This window comes from Streptomyces chartreusis NRRL 3882, from assembly GCF_900236475.1.
Classification (GTDB): domain Bacteria; phylum Actinomycetota; class Actinomycetes; order Streptomycetales; family Streptomycetaceae; genus Streptomyces; species Streptomyces chartreusis_D.
This window is the reverse complement of record NZ_LT963352.1, coordinates 7,949,845-7,969,782: the sequence shown is the minus strand read 5'-3', so window position 1 is coordinate 7,969,782 and position 19,938 is coordinate 7,949,845. Positions and strand designations below refer to the sequence as shown.

Here is a 19,938-nt window from a genome sequence, read left to right as displayed (position 1 = left end):
GCCTCACTGAATCCCCTTTATCTGGACGGGACACGGAAGGACGCCGCCGCCACGGCGAACAGGATGATCGCGCCCTGGACGGTCGGTTCGAGGGCGCCGGAGACGCCGTAGAAGTTCATGAGCGTGAAGAGCGTCTCGAGGGTCAGCGCGCCCAGCATCGCGCCGACGACCGAACCGCGGCCCCCGCCCAGCGCGACACCGCCGAGGACCGCCGCGGTGATCGCGCCGAACTCCAGGCCGGCACCGGCCTGGAACGACACCCCGCTGTACCCGCCGATGAGGACTGCCGCGAGCGTGGCGGCGAGCCCGCTGAGGACGAACGCCGTGGTCTTGGCGCGCCACACGCGCACGCCGCTCAGCTCGGCGGTCCGCGGGTTGCCGCCGACGGCGACCAGGGTGCGGCCGAAGTCCGAACGGGTCAGCACCAGCGCCGCGGCGGCCGCCACCAGCAGGACGACCAGGGCGTACGGTATCCGGCCCAGCGCGGGCACGTCCTCGAACGCCGACCGGCCGAGCCGGCGGAACTCCTCGGAGAGGCCGCCCTTCGGGGCACCGTCGGACCACAGGTACACGGCACCGACGAGGATCAGGAACATCCCGAGGGTCGTGATGAACGACGGCACCCGCAGCCGTGTGGTGACGAAACCGTTGACGAGGCCGACGGCGATGCCGAACGCGAACAGGAGCACGACGACGGGCCAGCCGGCCGACGAATCGCCGTCGATCAGCCGGGCGGCGACGACCACCTGCGCGGTGACCAGAGAGCCGACGGACAGGTCCAGCTCGCCGGAGACGATCACGAAGTACTGGCCGGCGGCGAGCAGGACGACCGGCGCGGAGCGGCCGAGGAACGACATCAGCGACGGCGGCGAGAGGAAGTCCGGCTGGCGGGCGGTCAGCAGAACCAGCAGCACCGCCAGGATCACGACGATCGGTGCGAGACCGCCGGAGCGGAACGTGACGAGCCGATGTGGGCGTGCGATCCGCATGCTAGGACGCCTTTCGCATCGCCCGGCGGGCATAGACGGCGACCGCCGCGATGATGATCACGCCACGGATCACCTGCTTGAAGAACACGTCGACCTCGAGCTGGTTGAAGATGGCGTCGATGCTGGCGAGCAGCAGCACACCGCCGACCGTGCCGACGACGCCGCCGCGACCGCCGGCGAGAGCGGTGCCGCCGAGCACCACCGCGGCGATCGACTCCAGGTCGTAGAATCCCTCGGTGCCCACCCTCGGTGCGCCGGCGCCGAGCCGGCTGGCGAGGTAGACCCCGGCGAGGCCGGCGCAGAGGGCGCACAGCACATGGGCTGTGACGAGGACCCGGGTGCCCCGCACGCCGGAGAGCCGGGCGACCTCCGGGTCACCGCCCACGGCGATCAGGTGGTGGCCGAAGCGGGTGCGGGTCAGCACGAACCAGGCCGCGGCGGCGACGGCGAGCAGCAGCAGGAACGACAGTGGCACCGGGCCGACTCGCTGGTACCCCAGGCCCTGCACCAGGGCGGGTGCGGTCTTGCCGGCCGGGCCGTCGTATCCGTTGTCGAGGTATCCCTTGAGCAGCAGTCCGACGCCGACGGTCGCGATGAAGGGGTTGATCCGCGCCGTGGTGACGAGCAGGCCGTTGACGAGGCCGATCGTGGCGCTGACGGCGAGCGTCAGGCAGATCGCCGTCAGCAGCGCACCGTCGTCACCGGCCATGGTCTCGGCGGCGACGAGGGTGCTCAGGCTGACCACGTACGCCACCGACAGGTCCAGCGAGCCCCCCACGATGACCAGGGTCTGGCCGACCGCGACGAGGCCCAGACCGGCGGCGACGTGCAGCAGGCTCACCGTCGTCGGCAGGCTGAACAGCCGGCCGCCGTCGAGAGTGACGATGAGCCAACCGATCGCCAGGGTGAGGACCAGGGCGACGAACACGCCGGGCGGGGTCCGCCGGGCCGGCAGGGACGGCGCGGCGCTCATCCGGCCGCCTCCCCCACGGTGCCGACCGCGAGGGCGATGACATCCTCCTCCGTCGCGCCGGCGACCAGCTCGCCGGCGATCCGGCCGTCGCGCATGACGATGACCCGGTCGCTCATGCCGAGCAGTTCGGGCAGCTCGGACGAGACCATCAGCACGGCGGCGCCGTCGCGGGCCAGCCGGCGGACGAGGTCGTGGATCGCCGACTTGGCGCCCACGTCGATGCCCCGGGTCGGCTCGTCGAAGAGCAGGATCCTCGGGGCTAGCGCGAGCCACCTGGCCAGCACGACCTTCTGCTGGTTGCCCCCGGACAGGAAACGGATCTCCTGGTCCTCCCCGGCGGCGCGAAGGTCGACGGCCGCGAGCAGCTCCCGGACCCGCGCGGTCCGGGCACCGCGGCCGCCCCCGCCCGGGTGGACGCCGCGGACGGCGCGGGCGGCCAACAGCGCGTTGTCGAGCACCGACTGCTCGGCGACGATCCCCTCGCCCTTGCGGTCCTCGGAGACGTAGGCGATACCGGCCCGCATCGCGGCGCGGGGCGAGCGCAGCCGGACCGGCGCTCCGTCGACGGTCACCCGGCCGGTGCTGAACGGTGCGGCGCCGAACAGTGCGCGGGCCAGCGCCGACCGGCCGGATCCTTGCAGGCCGCCGACGCCGAGCACCTCACCGGCGCGCAGCCGTAGGTCGATGCCGCGCAGCTTCCGGTTGCCTCCGCCGCGGACGGTCAGCCGCACCGGGCCCAGCTCCTGCGGCTGCGCCGGGTCGGGGTAGTAGCTCGACAGCTCGCGGCCGACCATGTGGCGCACCAGCTGATCGGCGCTGGCGTCCGCGGTGTCCAAGGTGGCCACCGCCCGGCCGTCCTTGAGCACGGTGATCCGGCTGGACAGGTCGAAGACCTCCTTGAGGCGGTGCGAGACGTACAGCACGCCGATCCCCTGCTCCTGCAGCCGCCGTACGAGCGCGTAGAGCTGGTCGACCTCGTGGTCGGCGAGAGCCGCGGTGGGCTCGTCCATGATGAGCAGCCGCGCGTCGAGGGCGAGCGCCTTGACGATCTCGACCACCTGTTGTTGCGCCACACCGAGTCGCCCCACGCGGGTGTCGGGCGCTAACGAGCCCTCCCCGATCGAGGCGAGGAGCTCCGCGGTGTGGCTGAGCATCGCCCTGCGGTCGACGAGCCCGCGACGCAGGGGCTCGCGGCCCAGACAGACGTTCTCCGCGACGGTGCGCTCCGGCAGCAGGGTCAGCTCCTGGTGGACGGTGCCGATACCGGCCTGTCGGGCCTCACGCGGGTTGCGGAACGTCCGCGGTGCGCCGGCGAACTCGACCGTTCCCTCGTCGGGCTGGTGGACGCCGGACACCACCTTCATGAGCGTGGACTTGCCGGCGCCGTTCTCGCCGACGACCGCGTGCACCTCACCCGGCCGGACCTGGAGGTCGACGCCATCGAGCACCCGCACGCCGAGGAACGATTTGCCGATGCCTCGCAGAGCGAGCAGCGGCGACGGCGGCAGGCCAGACATCGTGGGACCCTCTACATTCGCGTCGTCAGCAGGATTGCGTCACCAATAGCTGAAGCGTTCGGGTACGACCGGCGGGGAATGAGAGCTCCCGCCCGCGAGCTATCGTCGAATAGGCCGCGAACTTTCGCCGGACGCCATGGCGGCATCGCGGCCCCGAGGGTAAATGCCTCCATGAGCGCCTGGCAATACCCACCGGCCGGCGATATGCCGACGGCGGTCGATACACCGAAATCTGTTATCGAATGGGCCCGTCCGGAGTCGCGCACCCCACCAGGAAGATTGATTCGCAGAATGTGTTATGGAATCGGCCCGACGACAGTCGCGCGCCGAACCACGACGATTGCTGCGCAAAATGTGTTATGGAATCGGGCGCACCCGAACCATATTGACTGTTGCGATAGGCGGCTGCATGCTGGCCCGCAGACCACGGGAGACGGTCGCATCTGGCGTGACGCCCTATCTCTTCCGTAGGGACTTGACTGCCCGTCACGGCGGACGGGATGACGAGCTGACGGCATACGCGTGCCTACGACGCGCTCAGGCACTCCGGCGCATCTTCAGGTGCGGCCGGCGCGTGCCCGTGGTCATGCCATCGTTGCTCCGCCGACCTAGGAGACGGCATGCGTCGCATCATATTAATCTTCGGGGCGATCGCGAGCGTGCTCCTGTCGCTCGTCATCGCCCCACCGGCGTCAGCGGCGCCGGCCTTCCGAGCCCTGGTCTTCACGAAGACGGCCGGCTATCGGCACGATTCGATCCCCGCCGGCCTCACGATGCTCCGGGAGCAGGCGGCGGCCAACGACTTCGAGCTGGTCCACAGCGAGGACTCGAGCGTCTTCACCCCGGCGAACCTCGCCACCTTCGACGTGCTCATCATGTTGCAGACCTCGGGCATGGTGTGGACCACGGCCGCCCAACGCCAGGCGGTGGAGGGCTACCTCGCCGGCGGCAAGGGCATCGTCGCGATCCACAACGCCACGGACATGGGCATCGAGAACGAGTACCCGTGGTGGGACCAGACCATCAACGGTGGCGCGCACATGCCGGAGCACTCCCCCGGCGTGCTGTCCGGCACCGCGATCGTCGCGGACAAGAAACACCCGTCGACGGCCGGCCTGCCGGACCGCTGGAACCGCAGCGAGGAGTGGTACAACTTCGACCGCAACCCCCGCGGCGACGTCCACGTCCTGGTCACCGCGGACGAGCGCACGTACAACCCGGGCCCCCGCGCCATGGGGCCGGACCACCCCATCTCCTGGTGCCGCAACACCGGCGGCGGCCGCGTGTGGGCCACCGGCATGGGGCACACCAGCGCGGCCTACAGCGAGACCCATTTCCGCAACCACGTCCTCGGGGGCGTCAAGTGGGCGGCCGGCAAGGAGCCCGGCGACTGCGGCGGCACCGTGTGGAGCAACTTCGAGAAGCGCACCCTCGACGACAACACCGCGGACCCGATGGCCCTCGCGGTCGCCCCGGACGGGCGGGTGCTCTACGTCCAGCGGGGCGGGCAGGTGAAGATCTTCAAACCGACCACCAACAAGACCGTGACAGCCGCCACGCTCAACGTCTACACCGGCGGCGAGGACGGCCTCACCGGGCTGGCGCTCGACCCCGACTTCGCCAAGAACGGCTACGTGTACCTGTATCACTCCCCGGCCGGAGTCCCGAACGACATCAACCGGGTCTCGCGGTTCACGCTCACCGGCGACACCCTGAACATGTCGAGCCAGGTGACGATCATCGACATCCCCGCGACCCGGGACCGCACGTTCGCCGAGCCCGGGCACACGGGCGGGTACATCGCGTTCGGCCCCGACAAAAACCTGTACATCGGCACCGGGGACGACGTCCCGCCGAACCTCGACTCCAACTGGCAGGGCTACGCCCCGCTGGACTGGCGGCCGGGCAAGGCCAACCTCGACGCCGCCCGCACCGCCGGCAACACCAACGACCTGCGGGGCAAGCTCCTGCGCATCCGGCCGTCGGCGGACGGCGGCTACACCGTCCCGGCCGGCAACCTCTACCCGCAGGGCACGGCGCAGACCCGGCCGGAGATCTACGCGATGGGCTTCCGCAACCCGTTCCGCTTCTCGATCGACCCGGACAACGGCTGGGTCTACCTCGCCGACTACGGCCCGGACCGGAACCCGCCCACGACCAACCGCGGCCCCGAAGGGCTCGTCGAACTCAATGTCATCAAGGCCCCGGGCAACTACGGCTGGCCCTTCTGCCACGGCGACAACCAGGCCTACGCGCCCTACAACCCGGACACCCGCGTCGTCGGAGCCAAGTTCAACTGCAACGCGCCGGTCAACAACTCGCCGAACAACACCGGCCTGACCAGCCTCAAGCCGATCGTCGCGCCGAACATGTGGTACGGCTACGGCGTCTCGCCGAACTTCCCCGAACTCGGCTCCGGCGGCTCGGGGCCGATGGGCGGACCGGTCTACCGCTACAACGCCGCGAACCCGTCCGAGACGAAGTTCCCGCCCTACTACGACGGAGTCCACTTCTTCTACGAGTGGTCGCGCCACACCGTCAAGGAGGTCCACTTCGACTCCGCGACCGCGGTCACCCGGACCAACCCCTTCATGCCCGCCGCCAAGTTCCTCAAGCCGATGGACATGGAGTTCGGGCCCGACGGCTCGCTGTACCTGCTCGAATGGGGCAACAACTTCTCCGGTGGCAACAACGACTCGGGGCTCTACCGCATCGACTACAACCACGGCGGACGGTCGCCGATCGCCAAAGCCACCGGAACGCCCACCAACGGGGACGCGCCACTGAACGTGCAGTTCAGCAGCGCGGGGTCCACGGACCCGGATCCCGGCAGCACGCTCAGCTACCACTGGACGTTCGGCGACGGCACCACGTCCACGGCGGCCAACCCGTCACACACCTACACCACCAACGGCAACTACACGGCCCAGCTCAAGGTCACCGACAACACCGGCAGGACGGCCTTCGCCAACGTGCCGATCACCGTGGGCAACACCGCACCGATCGTCACCCTCACCCTTCCGTCCGACGGCGGCATGCTGGACTTCGGCGACCGTGTCCCGTACAAGGTGTCCGTCTCGGACCCCGGCGGCGCGCCCATCGACTGCGCCAAGGTGTTGGTCAACCCCGCCCTCGGCCACGACGACCACCAGCATGAGACCACGGACCATCCGGGCTGCTCGGGCACCATCGACACGACGCTGCTGGGCGGGCACCCCGACGGCGCCAACCTGTACTACGTCCTCAACGCCCGCTACACCGACGACGGCGGCCCCGGCGGTGCGAACCCGCTCACCGGCTACGCCCAGGTGATCCTCCAGCCCAAGCACAAGCAGGCCGAGTTCTACACGGACCAGTCGGGTGTGCAGATCGTCGAGCAGGCCGGCGCGGAGAGCGGCAAGCGGGTCGGCGACATCTCCGACGGCGACTGGATCGCGTTCAAACCGATGAGCCTGTCGGGCATCACGAGCGTGAAGTACCGCCTGTCGTCGCCGAGCGGCGGCGGATCGATCGAACTGCGCGCCGACTCACCGACCGGCAAGCTCCTGGCCACGACACCGGTGCCGAGTACCGGCGGCTGGAACACCTACCAGTCCACGTCGGCGGTGAACACCGCCGATCTCGCCGGCTCGCACCGGCTCTACCTGGTGTTCAAGGGCACCTCGAACAACTGGTTCGACCTCGACTCGCTCACCTTCGGCGGCGACGGGGTCGGCGAACCGGGCAGCGGCGGCGGTGGCGGCGTGGCCGGAAGGACGTGGACGGTCGCGGCGCAGCACAGCGGCAAGTTCATGGACGTCAGCGAGGCCTCGACCGCTGACGACGCCCAGATCGTCCAGTGGCCGGCCACCGGCGGCAACAACCAGAAGTGGCAGGCCGTCGACGCCGGTGGCGGCGCCGTCCACCTCAAGGCGCTGCACAGCGGCAAGTGCCTCGCCGTCACGGGCGGATCCACCGCCCAGGGCGCGTTCCTGCAGCAGTCCACCTGCGACAACGGCAACGCGCAGAAGTTCCTCGTCACACCGGCCGGCACGGCGGGTGTGTACACGGTGAAGAGCGTGCCCAGTGGACTGTGCGTGGACGTCAACGGCGGCTCGACGGCCGACGGCGCACGACTCCTGCAGTGGAGCTGCCACAGCGGCACCAACCAGCAGTGGCGGTTCACCGCCGTCTAGCCCGTCCGGACGGGATGCCCGGCGCGGTCGCGCGCCGGGCACCCTCCCTACGAACAGGTGAGGAACCGCCATGGTGTTTCGGATACCTCGGCCCCGCCGGTACGGACGGCTGTCCGCGCTGGGCACCGCCCTGACGCTTGTCGCCGTCGGCGCCACCGCGGTGGCGGCACCGATCGAGCCCGGGCAGAGCGCCCCCGTCGTGGGCGTGCAGTCCGGCCGCTGCCTGACCGTCCCCGGCACCACCAACGGCACGCAGGCCCAGCTCCAGGACTGCACCGGCGCGGCCGGCCAGACCTGGACCTACACCGCCGGAAAACAACTGACCGTCAACGGCGACAAATGCCTCGACGCCAGCGGACGCGGCACCACCAACGGCACCGCCGTCATCGTCTGGGACTGCAACGGCCAGAACAACCAGCAGTGGAACGTCAACCCCAACGGCACCATCACCGGCGTCCAGTCCGGACTGTGCCTCGACGCCAACGCCGGCGGCACCGCCAACGGCACCAGGATCACCCTCTGGTCCTGCCACAACGGCGCCAACCAGCAGTGGAACTCGCCGACCCCGCCGCCGGACCCGCCGGTACCGGGCGGCGCGGGCACGTGCGACATCTACGCCTCGGGCGGCACCCCCTGCATCGCCGCCCACAGCACCGTACGAGCGCTCTACGGCACCTACGACGGCAACCTCTACCAGGTCCGGCGCTCGTCCGACAGCACGACCCGGAACATCGGCGTCCTGAGCGCGGGTGGCGCCGCCGACGCGACGACGCAGGACTCGTTCTGCGCCGGAACAACCTGTGTCATCACCGTCGTCTACGACCAGTCCGGCCGCGGGAACGACCTGTGGTACCAGGGATCGAGTGTGGTTCCCGGCTCCAGCCAGAGCCGCCCGGCGCTCGCCACGTCGGAGTCGCTGGCGGTCCGTGGCAGCAAGGCCTACTCGCTCTACATCAATCCCGGCAACAGCTACTGGCGGGACGGCCACCTGACCGGCGTGCCGACCGGCAGCGCCCCTGAAGGCATGTACATGGTGACCAGCGGCACCCATGTCAACGGCGGCTGCTGCTTCGACTACGGCAACAGTGAGACGACCCGAGCGGCCGACGCGGCCGGGGCGATGGACGCGATCAATTTCAGCACCCAGTGCTGGTTCGGCGGGTGCGTCGGCAGCGGCCCGTGGATCCAGGCCGACCTCGAATGGGGGCTCTACTCCGGTGGCAGTCAGACCTGGAACACGAACCAGCGGGCCTTCACCAGCAAGTTCGTGACGGCGATGCTGAAGAACAACGGGACGAGCCGTTTCGCGCTCAGGGGTGGCAACGCCCAGACCGGAAGCCTGACCACGCTCTGGGACGGCGCGCTTCCGCCCGGCTACAGCCCCATGAAGAAGCAGGGCGCCATCATCCTCGGCAGCGGTGGCGACTGCTGCAAGCCCGGCGGCGGCGCGAACCTCAGCGCCGGCACCTTCTACGAGGGCGCGATGGTGTCCGGATACCCGTCCGACGCGACCGAGAGCGCGGTACAAGCCAACATCGTCGCCGCCGGCTACCGCTGAGTCACTCCATCGATGAAGGAAAGGGAGGGAGAAACGTGGTGCGACACGGCAGGAATCGTCACCGATGGCGCACGCCGATCGCCGTGGCCGCCGCGCTCCTGCTCGCCGCGGTCGGCATCAGCGGCATCTCGCCGACGTCCGCCGCCGCCGAGGTCCGCTCCGTCGCCGCGAGCGCCGGATGCGGCAAGCCCCCCACGCTGTCGAGTGGTCCGCACTCGATTCAGAGCAGCGGCAGGACGCGGAACTACATCCTGCGGGTGCCCGCCGACTACGACAACGACCGCCCGTACCGCCTGGTCTTCGGTTTCCACTGGAACGGCGGCACCGCGGGCGACGTCGACTCGGGCGGAACCAGCGGATACTCCTGGTCGTACTACGGCCTGCGGGCGCTCTCGAACAACAGCACGATCTTCGTCGCGCCCCAGGGCCTCGGGAACGGCTGGGCCAACTCAGGCGGCGAGGATCTGACCTTCGTGGACGACATGCTCAGGCAGATCGAGGCGGGCCTGTGCGTCGACACGAACCAGCGCTTCGCCGGGGGTTTCAGCTACGGAGGCGGCATGAGTTTCGCCCTCGCGTGCGCCCGGCCGACAGTGTTCCGCGCGGTCGCCGTCTACGCGGGCGGACAGTTGAGCGGGTGCAACGGCGGCACCCAGCCGGTCGCGTACATCGGACTGCACGGCTTGCGGGACCCGGTGCTCCCGATCTCCACGGGTCGTTCGCTGCGCGACAGGTTCGTGCGGAACAACGGCTGCACCCCCCAGAACCCGCCGGAGCCGGCACGGGGCAGCCTCACGCATGTCGTCACGACCTACTCGGGGTGCCGCGCCGGCTACCCCGTGGCATGGGCCGCGTTCGACGCGGGTCATACGCCCGGTCCTGTCGACGGATCGGCCGGCGACTACGAACCGGGTGAGAGGTCGTGGACCCGGGCGGTGGTGTGGAACTTCTTCACGCAGTTCGACGACACGACACCCACCCCGCCGCCGACCCCGACCACCTTCCGGCTGCGCAACGAGGGTTCGGGCCGGTGCCTGGACGTCAACGGGTCGAACTCCGCCAACGGCACACCGCTGATCATCTGGGACTGCCACAGCAACGCCAACCAGCAGTTCACCCAGAACGGTGCGGCGTTGCAGGTGCTGGGCAAGTGCGTGCACGTCCCGCCCGGCGCCGCCGCCGGCACGCGGGTACAGGTCCAGGACTGCGACGGTGCCACCAACCAGCAGTGGGTCTTCAGCAGCAACGGCACGATCCGCAACGCTCAGACCGGGTTGTGCCTGGATGTCAACGGCGCAAGCACCGCGGGCGGCTCCGCGGTCATCGTGTGGAGCTGCCACGACGGCGCCAACCAGCGCTGGACGCGAGCGTAACCGCACGAGTGAAGGCGGTACGTGATCTCACGTACCGCCTTCACTTTCAGAGACGAGACCGGCGTGCCGCGTCAGCTCAGGGCAGGGTCCATTTCTGGTTGGCTCCGCCGTGGCAGGTCCACAGGTGCACGAGGGTGCCGTCGGAGGAGCCCGCGCCCGACACGTCCAGGCACTTGCCCGACCGCGGGTTCCGCAGCGACCCGTCCGGGTACGCCTGCCAGTTCTGGTTGGCACCACCGTTGCACGACCACAACTGGACCTTCGCCCCGTCCGCGGTGCTGTTGCCGCTGACGTCCAGGCACTTGCCCAACGCCTTGACCGTCGACCCCGGCGCCACCGTCCACCGCTGCCCCGCCGAACCCGTGCACGACGAGATCTGCACCGCCGTCCCGTCCGCCGAACTGCCGTTACGCACATCCAGGCACTTGTTCGCGAGCCCCACGACCGGACCCGTGCCGGGGGTGGGTGGCGGGCTGCCGCCCAGGTCCTTGATCCGGACGTTGCGGAACGACACGTCGTCCCCCGTGCCGTGGTTCTGGATGCCGACGTGGCCGGCGAGCGAGCGGGCGGGGTCGGTGTTGGTGAAGTCGTTGATCTTCACGCCGTTGAGCCAGACCTGGAGCCGCTCCCCCTCGACCAGCAACTCGAAGGTGTTCCACTCGCCCGGTGGGTTGAGCGCCGCGTCCCGGGCAGCCGTGTCCGGGGCCTTGACGGCGTAGATCGAGCCGGTCGTGCGGTCGGGCGCGTCGGTGGCGTCGATCTGGACCTCGTAGCCGTTGTCCAGTGCCGACTGCGGGTCGCTCGTCGGGGGGAAGCCCACGACCACACCGGAGTTGTCGTCGCCGGGCATCTTCCAGTCCAGCTTCAGCGAGTAGTCGGTGAACTGCCGGGCGCTGTACCAGAGCATGCCCATGCCGCCGTACGAGGTGAGGGTGGCGTCCGAGTTGGTGAAGCCGCCCGGGCCTGCCTGCGACCAGCCGGTGGTCGAGCCGTTGTAGAGGGTCGTGTAGCCGGTCTCGGGCCGGCAGTCGGCCTTGGTCCGGCCTGCCGCGTACCGGATGCCGCCGAGCAGGTGCGCCCGGAACGCCGGCTCGGTGTACGACGCCTGGCTGTGCCCGCCGCCGGTGTAGAAGGCCCGGCCCCCCGCGTGGGTCTTGCACCAGCTGTGCGGGTGGTCGGCGCCCATCGAGCCGCCCGAGTAGGACGACTCGTCCAGCGTGGTGAGCACGCGCGCGGTGCTACGCGGGTTGGTCCGGAAGTTGTACCACTCATCGGTACGGGTCCAGGTCTGCGGCAGGTGGGCGGTCGCCGCGTGGGCCCGCCCCTCCACCTTGACGTCTGCCTGCTGGACGGCGGGGTGTGAGGCGAAGTAGGCGCCGACCAACTCGCCGTAGAACGGCCAGTTGTACTCCGTGTCCGCGGCCGAGTGGACGCCGACGAAGCCGCCGCCCGATCCGATGTACGACTGGAACGCCGACTGCTGGGCGTCGTTCAGGACGTCGCCGGTGGTGTTGAGGAAGACCACCGCCTCGTAACGGCTCAGGTTGCCGGTGGTGAACTGGTTGCCGTCCTCCGTGGCCGTCACGGTGAAGCTGTTCGCCGCGCCGAGGTCCCGGATGGCCTGGATCCCTGCCGGGATCGAGTCGTGCCGGAAACCGGCCGTCTTGGAGAACACGAGGACGTCGTAGGACGTGTCCGCGGCACTGACGGGTGTGGGCTGTGCGAGGAGGGCCAGGGCGGCGAGTGTCGTGGCCGCCCCGCCCAACAACATTCGGGGTTGTCTGCGCATGTCCGTCGCTCCTTTTTTGGTGACAGAAGTCAGGGCAGGGTCCACTTCTGGTTGGCTCCGCCGTGGCAGGTCCACAGGTGCACGAGGGTGCCGTCGGAGGAGCCCGCGCCCGACACGTCCAGGCACTTGGCCGCCTGCGGGTTCCGCAGCGACCCGTCCGGGTACGCCTGCCAGTTCTGGTTGGCACCACCGTTGCAGGACCACAACTGGACCTTCGCCCCGTCCGCCGTGCTGTTGCCGCTGACGTCCAGGCACTTGCCCAACGCCTTGACCGTCGACCCCGGCGCCACCGTCCACCGCTGCCCCGCCGAACCCGTGCACGACGAGATCTGCACCGCCGTCCCGTCCGCCGAACTGCCGCCACGGACGTCCAGGCACTTGTTCGCGAGCCCCACGACCGGACCCGTGCCGGGGGTGGGTGGCGGGCTGCCGCCGGTGTCAAAGGTGAACGCGTCGACGTCGAAGAGGAATCCGGAGCCGCCCGCGAAGGTCAGGTAGAGCGTGGTGGTGCCGGCCGGCGCACCGGAGATCGAGCCGCCCACGGTGGTGAAGTTCGTCCACGAGCCGGTGACCGGGACCGTGGCGGAGCCGAGGACAGTGCCGGTCGGCGAGCCGGCCCGGACCTCCAACCTGCCGCCCGCGCCGGCTGACGACACCCTGGCGCTGAACGACGTGGCCTTGCTCAGCTTGTACGGCTCGAGCGCGATCCAGTCGCCGTTCTCGATGTCACCGACGGACTTGCCGCCCTCGGCTGTCGACTTGTCGAGGACGGCGACACCGGACGATGTCTTGTAGTGCTCGGCCTGACGGTGCTTCGGTTGCAGGATGTGCTGCTTGTGCGTGGTGAGCCCGGCGTTGTCGGTGTACTCGGCGTCGAAGACCCCGAAGATGTTCGCCGCGTCGTCGTGTTCACCGTCGACCGGGATGGTGACCGTGCCGGAGCAGCCGGTCTTCGAGGTGATCGGATGGCCGTGGCTGTCGTGACCGACGATGTACGTCAGCTTGACCTTGGCGCAGTCGACCGTGCCGTCCTCCGGGTCCGTGACGGTGATACGGAACGGCACGGTGTCGCCGAAGGCGAAGATCTCCCCCGCGTCGGGGCTGTCGATGGTCACGGTCGGCGCGGTGTTGCCGACGGTGATCCGCACGTCGGCGGTGCCGGTGGCACCCTGCGGGTCCCGCACGGTCAGCCTGGCCGTGTAGTCACCGTTCGTGGTGTACGTCTTCGTCGGGTTGGCGGCGGTGGAGGTGGTGCCGTCGCCGAAGTTCCACGCATAGGTCAGTGCCCCACCCTCCGGGTCGGACGAGCCGGCCGAGGAGAAGGTGACGGTCAACGGCGCCGCTCCGGAGGTGCGGTTGGCGCCGGCCATCGCCGTGGGCGCCCGGTTGCCGGCGCCGACGTAGTCGAAGCGGTAGAGAGCGGAGTACTGGTCGCCTTGGTACAGCCCGGCGCCGTAGTCCAGCACGTAGTACGAGCCGTCGGGGCCGAACGCCGAGTCGATCACCTGCTTGCCGTTCCACGGGAAGCTGTCGATGGTCCCCGGGGAGCCGTCGGCGTTGAGGTGGATCGGCTTGATCCAGCCGCGGCCGAACTCCGTGGCGAAGAACTGCCCGTCGAACGACTGCGGGAACTTCGTGGGCGAGCCGACGTCGGGGTCGTACCGGTACACCGGGCCCGCCATCGGCGACTCCGAGCCGCCGCCGAACGCCGACGGGCTGCCGGCGTCGCCGCCGTAACGGATCCAGGCGGCCTTGGCGGGGGGCAGTGTGCTCAAGCCGGTGTTGCGGGGGGAGTTGTTCGTCGGGCCGCCCGAGCAGTTGTATTTCGGGCCTGCCGTGTTGGTGGCGAAGTCCCACTCGGCGTAGGTCTCGGAGTTCGTGTTCGTGCCGGTGCAGTACGGCCAGCCGTAGAAGCCCGGGCCCGTGACGCGGTTGAACTCGACCTGGCCCTGCGGCCCGCGCGCCGAGGTGGCGCCGGCATCGGGGCCGTAGTCGCCGACGTAGACGATGCCGGTGGCCTTGTCCACGCTCATCCGGAACGGGTTGCGCAGGCCCATCGCGTAGATCTCCGGTCGGGTCCTGGCCGTGCCGGGCGGGAACAAGTTGCCTTCCGGGATCGAGTACGACCCGTTCTCGTTCACCTTGATCCGTAGGATCTTGCCGCGCAGGTCGTTGGTGTTGGCGGCGGTGCGCTGCGCGTCGAACGCCGGGTTGCGGTTGGTCCGCTCGTCGAGCGGGGAATAGCCGGCGGACTCGAACGGGTTGGTGTCGTCGCCTGTGGACAGGTACAGGTTGCCTGCCGCGTCGAAGTCGATGTCTCCGCCGGCGTGGCAGCAGGTGCCTCGGTCGGCCGACACGTCGAGGATGTCCACTTTGCTGGACTGGTTGAGCGTGAAGTCGGCGTTGAGCGTGAACCGGGAAAGCCGGTTGACACCCTGCCACGCCGACCAGTTGCCGCCGGTGGTCGGTGCGTCGCCTCCTGGCGTGGACAGTGGCGGGGCGTAGTAGAGGTAGATGTGCCGGTTGGTGGCGAACCCCGGGTCGATGCCGATGCCCTGCAGGCCGTCCTCGTCGTGCGCGTAGACGGGGATGTTGCCGATCACCGAGGTGTTGCCGCCCGCATCCGTGCGGCGCACGGTCCCGTTGCGAGCGGTGTGCAGCACCGACCGGTCGGCGAGGACGGCCAGCGACATCGGCTCCCCGACTTCCGCGACTCCGCGGGCCAGTTGGACCTGCTGGAAGTCGGCGGGGTTGATCGGGTGCGCCGAGGCCGGGGTCGCACTGGACAAGGTCGCGACGAGAGCGGCCGCGACCAGGAGCAGAGCCGATCCGATGGCCGGCCAGCGCGCGGCTGCGGCCCCCTTGGTTAACATGAACATGACAATGCAGTCCCCTTCCTGAACAGGTGGTTGCCAGGCTTGGGGCGCGCGCTGCCGCGCCGATGCCGTAGCGGGATGTCGCCGCTTCGGCCCGCCAAGTGTGCTTCAGCGGGCCAGTACGCCGAGCAGGGGCAACAGCTCGGAATCAGGAGAAGTCGATGGCTACCGCGCTGCCGGGTCACATCGACGACCGTGATGGTCTGCCGACAAGGCTAGAAGACCTCAGCCCGATGCGTCCACACTTCCCTCAGGACCAACGGGGCTCTTGATGGGTCGCTTCGCGCGCGCAGGGCGCCGGGCATGTGACCGCCGTGCTCCTGCGGCGGTCGGTGGCGGTCCCGTGGTGCGGCACACCACTCGGGATGCTGTGCGTGCCGGGCCGGTCAGGCGCCGGGCAGCACGCCGGTACCGGACGGATCCGGAACGACAAGGTTGATCACGACATCACACAGACCCTGGGAGCGCGGGAAGCCCCGTCGGGGCAGGGTGACCCAATGGGCCCCCTGTCCCGACGGGGCTCGGTCGGCCGGACGGCGGGTCAACGGCGCCCGACAGGGACCGGTGCCGTGTGCGGCGCTCCCCGGCTCAGCCGAAGTTCACGTCGCTGCACCACATGTAGGCCTGGTCGAGGTGCGAGGCCTGCCAGATCACGAACAGGATGTGGTGTCCGGTGTAGCCGGAGGTCTGTACGGGGAACGTGATGTTCTGCGCCGGGGCGAAGCGGCCGGTCTGCGTGATGAAGTCGAGGTTGCTCCAGCCCAGGGTCTGCGTCTTGGGGTTGAAGCCCTGCTTGCTCACGTAGACCTTGAAGTAGTCGGCACCGTGGGACGCCTGGTCGTACAGGTGGACCGAGAAGTTGTTGCCGACGGTGGTGGTCTTCCACGGCCCGGGCTTGTCCAGGCTGGCGTTCCTCGAGAGGTTGTTGCTGCAGAGCGTCCCGTCGGGGGTCCGCGCCTGGAACTGGCCACCGAGGCCGTCGCGGAGCGCGCTCATCCAGTTCCACATGGTGTCGGGGTTGGCCTGGAAGGCCTGCCAGCACATGGGGTCCTGGGTCTGCATGGCCGGGTTCGTGTGGTTGCTGCCCCACGTCTTCCAGCACTGGTACGCGCGGGAGGCGGGGCCGACGACGGTGCCGTGAGCCTGGGCGGGGGCCGACCAGGTGAGTGCGCCGACAACCACGGCGAACAGCATGACGAGCGCCTGGAGAGGCCGGCGCAGGGGTGACCGCGAACGCCCGGCTAACGGACTCTGTTTGCGCATGTGGGGGGACTCCTTCCAGTTGCAAGGCTGTTATGGGAGCGCTCCCAACGGTAGGTCTTCTGAGTGAGATGTCAATGAAACGAACGGAGTTGGTTTCAGGGGTGGACGGCGAGCAGGGAGCCTGCCGTGAGCCGGCCTGTGCACGATGCGCGCGCCAGGTGGTGGTGCCTACTTGGCCGTCGTGCCAGCCGCGCGTCTCGAGGGAGTCCGGCGCCGTCGGAAAAGTCCGTTGCCGGAACAGCAGCATCGCCGATCGAATGTCTCCATGACTCATGACGCCGCAGCGGACCATGTGGAGCAGAACCGACGCTATTGGGATGACCAGGCGGCTGGGTGGCACGGGCCGCTCGCCCGCGGTCACTGGGCGCAGGTGGAGCCTTCCTGGGGATTGTGGTCCACGCCTGAGTCGCAGGTTTCCTTGCTTCCCGACGGCATCGCCGGGATGCGCGCGATCGAGTTGGGCTGCGGTACTGCCTACGTTTCCGCTTGGCTGGCCAGAGCAGGGGCCCACCCGGTCGGGATCGACCTCTCGGAGAAGCAGCTCGCCACTGCTCGCGCGATGCAGGCAGAGTTCGGTATCGACTTCCCCCTCGTCCTGGGCAATGCCGAGAAGGTGCCCTACGAGGACGACACGTTCGACCTGGCGATCAGTGAGTACGGCGCCTCGCTGTGGTGCGACCCCTACCAGTGGATCCCCGAGGCAGCCCGGCTTCTCGTTCCCGGAGGCCGACTGGTGTTCTCGCGCTACTCACCGCTGTTCGCGCTGTGCGTACCGCCCGAGGGACCGGCCTCCACCACTCTGTCCCGCAGCCAATTCGGCCTGACACGGCTGGAATGGGGGAATCACGTGGAGTTCGTCCTGCCGCACGGCGAGATGCTCCGTCTGCTGCGGGCCTGCGGCTTCGTCGTCGAGGACCTGATCGAGATTCAGGCACCCCAGTCCGCGAGAGACTTCCTAGAAGTGTCCGCCGACTGGGCCCGGCAATGGCCCAGCGAGGAGATCTGGAAGGCTCGGCTGGCAGGCTGACAGCTCCGCGGCACCGCGTATCGCCTAGCCTTGCTCATCCCGCGAAGCGCTTCGAAGCCTCCACCCGTGTCCGTAGTCCGAGCCGGGCGTCCACCAATCGGAACCGGCCGCGGACGGCAGGGCATCTCAGCATCTGGGAGACGGCTGGGCGCCAGCCATGGCTCGCCTGTCGGCGCACAACCGTGAACAGCGGTCCGGCGCGTAGGTGGCGCCGAAGATACCCGGCTTCGTTCAGGTGCGAGACGATCGCGAGGACTCTCGGCCAGGGCGATGTTCTGGGTTCTGGCCCTGTGCGGTATTTACCAGACAGTCCCCATGGGAGGCGTCGAGAGGGGTCCAGGGCCAGTGCTCACGCGTGTCTCCACGCGCACGAAGAGCGTCGGGCGGATGGGAGTCTCACCCTCCACGACTGCCGTCCGACGGCCGGCTGATTGGTGTGGGCCGTCCGCTCGGCCTGTTCGGCTAGGGCCATTCTTTGATCGTTGTTGACAGGACGAATGTGTTGGCCCGGCAGCCGCGAGGGCTAGCCTCGCCACGTCCGCACCCCCTCGTACCCACCCCCCACCTGAGGTGGCGGACGCCAAATCCCCTTTCGCACTCGAGGAAGGACTCTGATGGCACGCACCATCAGACGGTGGCTGCTCGCGGGGGTGGGAACCCTCAGCCTCGCGGTGGCGGGCGCCGTCCCCGCGACGAGCGCGGCCCACCAGGCCGCCTATCCGCGCGTACGGCCTACCGTGGCCGACTACACACAGGTGACCACCAGCCAGACCCCACCCACCCAGTCGCAGTGCGCCTCAGCAGGACGCCGCTGCTTCACCCCGCAGGCCATCCAGGCGGCCTACGACGTGGGCCCGCTGCACTCAGCCGGGGACGACGGACGCGGTCAGACGATCGCTGTCGTGGACTCCTACGGCAGCGACACCATGGCCCACGACCTGCATGTCTTCGACCGTGCATTCGGCATCACGCCCATGTGCGGGGAAGAGGGCGTCAGCTGCACGTCCGGCATGCCGACCTTCAGCGAGCTTCATCTGCAGGGCTCGCCCGCCACCAAAGCGCCGCCGTCCACGAGCAGCAGCCCGGGGCAGGAGGACAAGAGCGCGTGGGCCCTGGAGGTGGCCCTTGACGTCGAGACCGCCCATGCCATGGCGCCCGGCGCCAACATCCTGCTGGTGACCACCCCCACCGCCGAGACCCTCGGGGTACAGGGCTTCCCTCAGATGATGGCCGCCGAGCAGTACGTCGTCGAGCATCACCTCGCCACCGTCATCTCCCAGTCGTTCGCCTCCGCGGAGGGCGCCTTCGGCAGCGCCCAGTCGCTTCAGAAACTGCGCTATGCCTTCAAGTCGGCGGCACAGAACGGCGTCACCGTCCTCGGCTCCTCGGGTGACGACGGAAGCGCCGGCTCGGCCAAGACACCGGTGGGCCAGGGCGGGTCGACCCTCACCGGTCCCGCTGTCGAGTGGCCGGCTTCCGACCCGCTGGTCACCGGGGTGGGCGGCACGAACCTGTGCACCGACCCAGGCGCCACCAGCGGCAGGGTCGTCGACAGCGCCTCCCCGCCGGGGGCTTGCCAGAACGCCCCCGGTCAGTCGGAGACAGGCTGGACCGGTTCCGGTGGCGGCTACAGCAGCGTCTTCGCCAAGCCGGACTACCAGTCGGGCGTGCTGCCGGCCGGCAGCACAACCATCGGGACCATGCGCGGCGTTCCGGACATCTCCCTGCAGGCGAGTCCGTCGACGGGAGCGCTGGTGTACCTGTCCCTGCCGCCCGACGGCCAGAGCGGGCTGAAGTGCGGCAGCACACCGTGCAGCACGGGCTGGTACGACATCGGCGGCACGTCACTGGCGTGTCCTCAGTGGGCGGGCCTGGTCTCCATCGCCGCCCAGATGAACCACGGTGGACTCGGACGGATCAACCCGGCTCTGTACAAGCTCGCGTCCGACCCGGCCACCTACGCGGCCGACTTCAACGACGTCACCGTGGGCAACAACACCGCCGAAACGTCTGTCCCGGGCTATTCGGCCGGCACAGGATGGGACCCAGTCACCGGACTGGGGACGCCGAACGCGGCGAAGCTCCTGCCCGACCTCGTCAGCACCGTGCACGGCGGCTGACCTTCCGGGCCACAGCCGGGCATCGCGCCGCCGGCCGGCGGCGCGATGCCCGTTGCCACAAGCTGGTTGCGGGCGCGCTGGTTCGGCGTCAGCGTCTCCAGCAGCATCGCGGTGGTCACGGCTTCTCCGGTGAGCACATGGTCGATGGAGGGCCTCCGCCTGACGATCTGCGCGAGGTGCGCCCGGGGGTTTGCCGGTGCGGGAGCCGTACTTCGCGTAGCGGGAACTTGTAGGGGCCGTCGAGATCAGGATGGGTCGGAGAGCCGGTCGTGTGCCCC

The 19,938-nt window shown here is 69.4% G+C and carries 11 protein-coding genes; 5 read left to right on the top strand and 6 right to left on the bottom strand.

The features are described from left to right. Positions 1-17 precede the first annotated feature (17 nt). The 3 genes from SCNRRL3882_RS35960 to SCNRRL3882_RS35950 are packed head-to-tail and all read right to left on the bottom strand — an operon-like array spanning position 18 to position 3,479. Positions 18-989 (bottom strand): ABC transporter permease, encoded by a 972-nt coding sequence (locus SCNRRL3882_RS35960; protein WP_010037406.1) that lies wholly within the window; start codon positions 987-989, stop codon positions 18-20. Between the two features lies 1 nt (position 990). Then, the gene (locus SCNRRL3882_RS35955) at positions 991-1,962 is read right to left on the bottom strand and encodes an ABC transporter permease (RefSeq protein WP_010037405.1); all 972 of its coding nucleotides are present in this window, start codon (positions 1,960-1,962) and stop codon (positions 991-993) included. Continuing rightward, entirely contained in the window at positions 1,959-3,479 is a 1,521-nt protein-coding gene (locus tag SCNRRL3882_RS35950) for a sugar ABC transporter ATP-binding protein (RefSeq protein ID WP_010037404.1), read from the bottom strand. Before SCNRRL3882_RS35950 ends, SCNRRL3882_RS35955 begins: the two co-directional genes overlap by 4 nt. Positions 3,480-4,099: 620 nt before the next feature. On the opposite strand from SCNRRL3882_RS35950, the gene SCNRRL3882_RS35945 reads away from it, so the two are divergent. The 3 genes from SCNRRL3882_RS35945 to SCNRRL3882_RS35935 all read left to right on the top strand — a co-directional run bounded on the left by SCNRRL3882_RS35945 (position 4,100) and on the right by SCNRRL3882_RS35935 (position 10,585). Further along, positions 4,100-7,654, top strand: coding sequence for a ThuA domain-containing protein (locus tag SCNRRL3882_RS35945; RefSeq protein WP_029180987.1), 3,555 nt, complete (start codon positions 4,100-4,102; stop codon positions 7,652-7,654). Between the two features lie 70 nt (positions 7,655-7,724). Continuing rightward, entirely contained in the window at positions 7,725-9,212 is a 1,488-nt protein-coding gene (locus SCNRRL3882_RS35940; protein WP_102514912.1) for an arabinofuranosidase catalytic domain-containing protein, read from the top strand. Positions 9,213-9,295: 83 nt separating this feature from the next. Then, on the top strand, positions 9,296-10,585 hold the full coding sequence (locus SCNRRL3882_RS35935; RefSeq protein ID WP_010037396.1) for a ricin-type beta-trefoil lectin domain protein: 1,290 nt from the start codon (positions 9,296-9,298) through the stop codon (positions 10,583-10,585). 76 nt (positions 10,586-10,661) lie between these two features. Here the strand turns inward: SCNRRL3882_RS35935 and SCNRRL3882_RS35930 are convergent, their stop codons facing one another. From SCNRRL3882_RS35930 to SCNRRL3882_RS35920, 3 genes are all read right to left on the bottom strand, one after another. Beyond that, positions 10,662-12,374: a ThuA domain-containing protein gene (locus SCNRRL3882_RS35930; protein ID WP_102514911.1), complete on the bottom strand. Its 1,713-nt coding sequence runs from the start codon at positions 12,372-12,374 to the stop codon at positions 10,662-10,664. 29 nt (positions 12,375-12,403) lie between these two features. Next, entirely contained in the window at positions 12,404-15,253 is a 2,850-nt protein-coding gene (locus SCNRRL3882_RS35925; protein WP_102514910.1) for a carbohydrate-binding protein, read from the bottom strand. A gap of 585 nt (positions 15,254-15,838) precedes the next feature. Then, the gene (locus SCNRRL3882_RS35920; protein ID WP_010037391.1) at positions 15,839-16,444 is read right to left on the bottom strand and encodes a lytic polysaccharide monooxygenase auxiliary activity family 9 protein; all 606 of its coding nucleotides are present in this window, start codon (positions 16,442-16,444) and stop codon (positions 15,839-15,841) included. A 334-nt stretch (positions 16,445-16,778) separates the two neighbouring features. Between SCNRRL3882_RS35920 and SCNRRL3882_RS35915 the strand changes: the two genes are divergently transcribed. Beyond that, on the top strand, positions 16,779-17,540 hold the full coding sequence (locus SCNRRL3882_RS35915) for a class I SAM-dependent methyltransferase (RefSeq protein ID WP_010037385.1): 762 nt from the start codon (positions 16,779-16,781) through the stop codon (positions 17,538-17,540). A gap of 614 nt (positions 17,541-18,154) precedes the next feature. Then, positions 18,155-19,660, top strand: a complete 1,506-nt coding sequence (locus tag SCNRRL3882_RS35910; protein ID WP_010037383.1) for a S53 family peptidase — start codon at positions 18,155-18,157, stop codon at positions 19,658-19,660. The last annotated feature ends 278 nt before the right edge of the window (positions 19,661-19,938 follow it).

Bases quoted from the DNA above. Each gene is read 5' to 3' on its own strand.
- SCNRRL3882_RS35955 (WP_010037405.1), bottom strand. From the start codon at position 1,962: ATGAGCGCCGCGCCGTCCCTGCCGGCCCGGCGGACCCCGCCCGGCGTG.
- SCNRRL3882_RS35920 (WP_010037391.1), bottom strand. From the start codon at position 16,444: ATGCTGTTCGCCGTGGTTGTCGGCGCACTCACCTGGTCGGCCCCCGCC.
- SCNRRL3882_RS35950 (WP_010037404.1), bottom strand. From the start codon at position 3,479: ATGTCTGGCCTGCCGCCGTCGCCGCTGCTCGCTCTGCGAGGCATCGGC.
- SCNRRL3882_RS35940 (WP_102514912.1), top strand. From the start codon at position 7,725: ATGGTGTTTCGGATACCTCGGCCCCGCCGGTACGGACGGCTGTCCGCG.
- SCNRRL3882_RS35915 (WP_010037385.1), top strand. From the start codon at position 16,779: ATGACTCATGACGCCGCAGCGGACCATGTGGAGCAGAACCGACGCTAT.
- SCNRRL3882_RS35945 (WP_029180987.1), top strand. From the start codon at position 4,100: ATGCGTCGCATCATATTAATCTTCGGGGCGATCGCGAGCGTGCTCCTG.
- SCNRRL3882_RS35930 (WP_102514911.1), bottom strand. From the start codon at position 12,374: ATGCGCAGACAACCCCGAATGTTGTTGGGCGGGGCGGCCACGACACTC.
- SCNRRL3882_RS35910 (WP_010037383.1), top strand. From the start codon at position 18,155: ATGGCACGCACCATCAGACGGTGGCTGCTCGCGGGGGTGGGAACCCTC.
- SCNRRL3882_RS35925 (WP_102514910.1), bottom strand. From the start codon at position 15,253: ATGTTCATGTTAACCAAGGGGGCCGCAGCCGCGCGCTGGCCGGCCATC.
- SCNRRL3882_RS35960 (WP_010037406.1), bottom strand. From the start codon at position 989: ATGCGGATCGCACGCCCACATCGGCTCGTCACGTTCCGCTCCGGCGGT.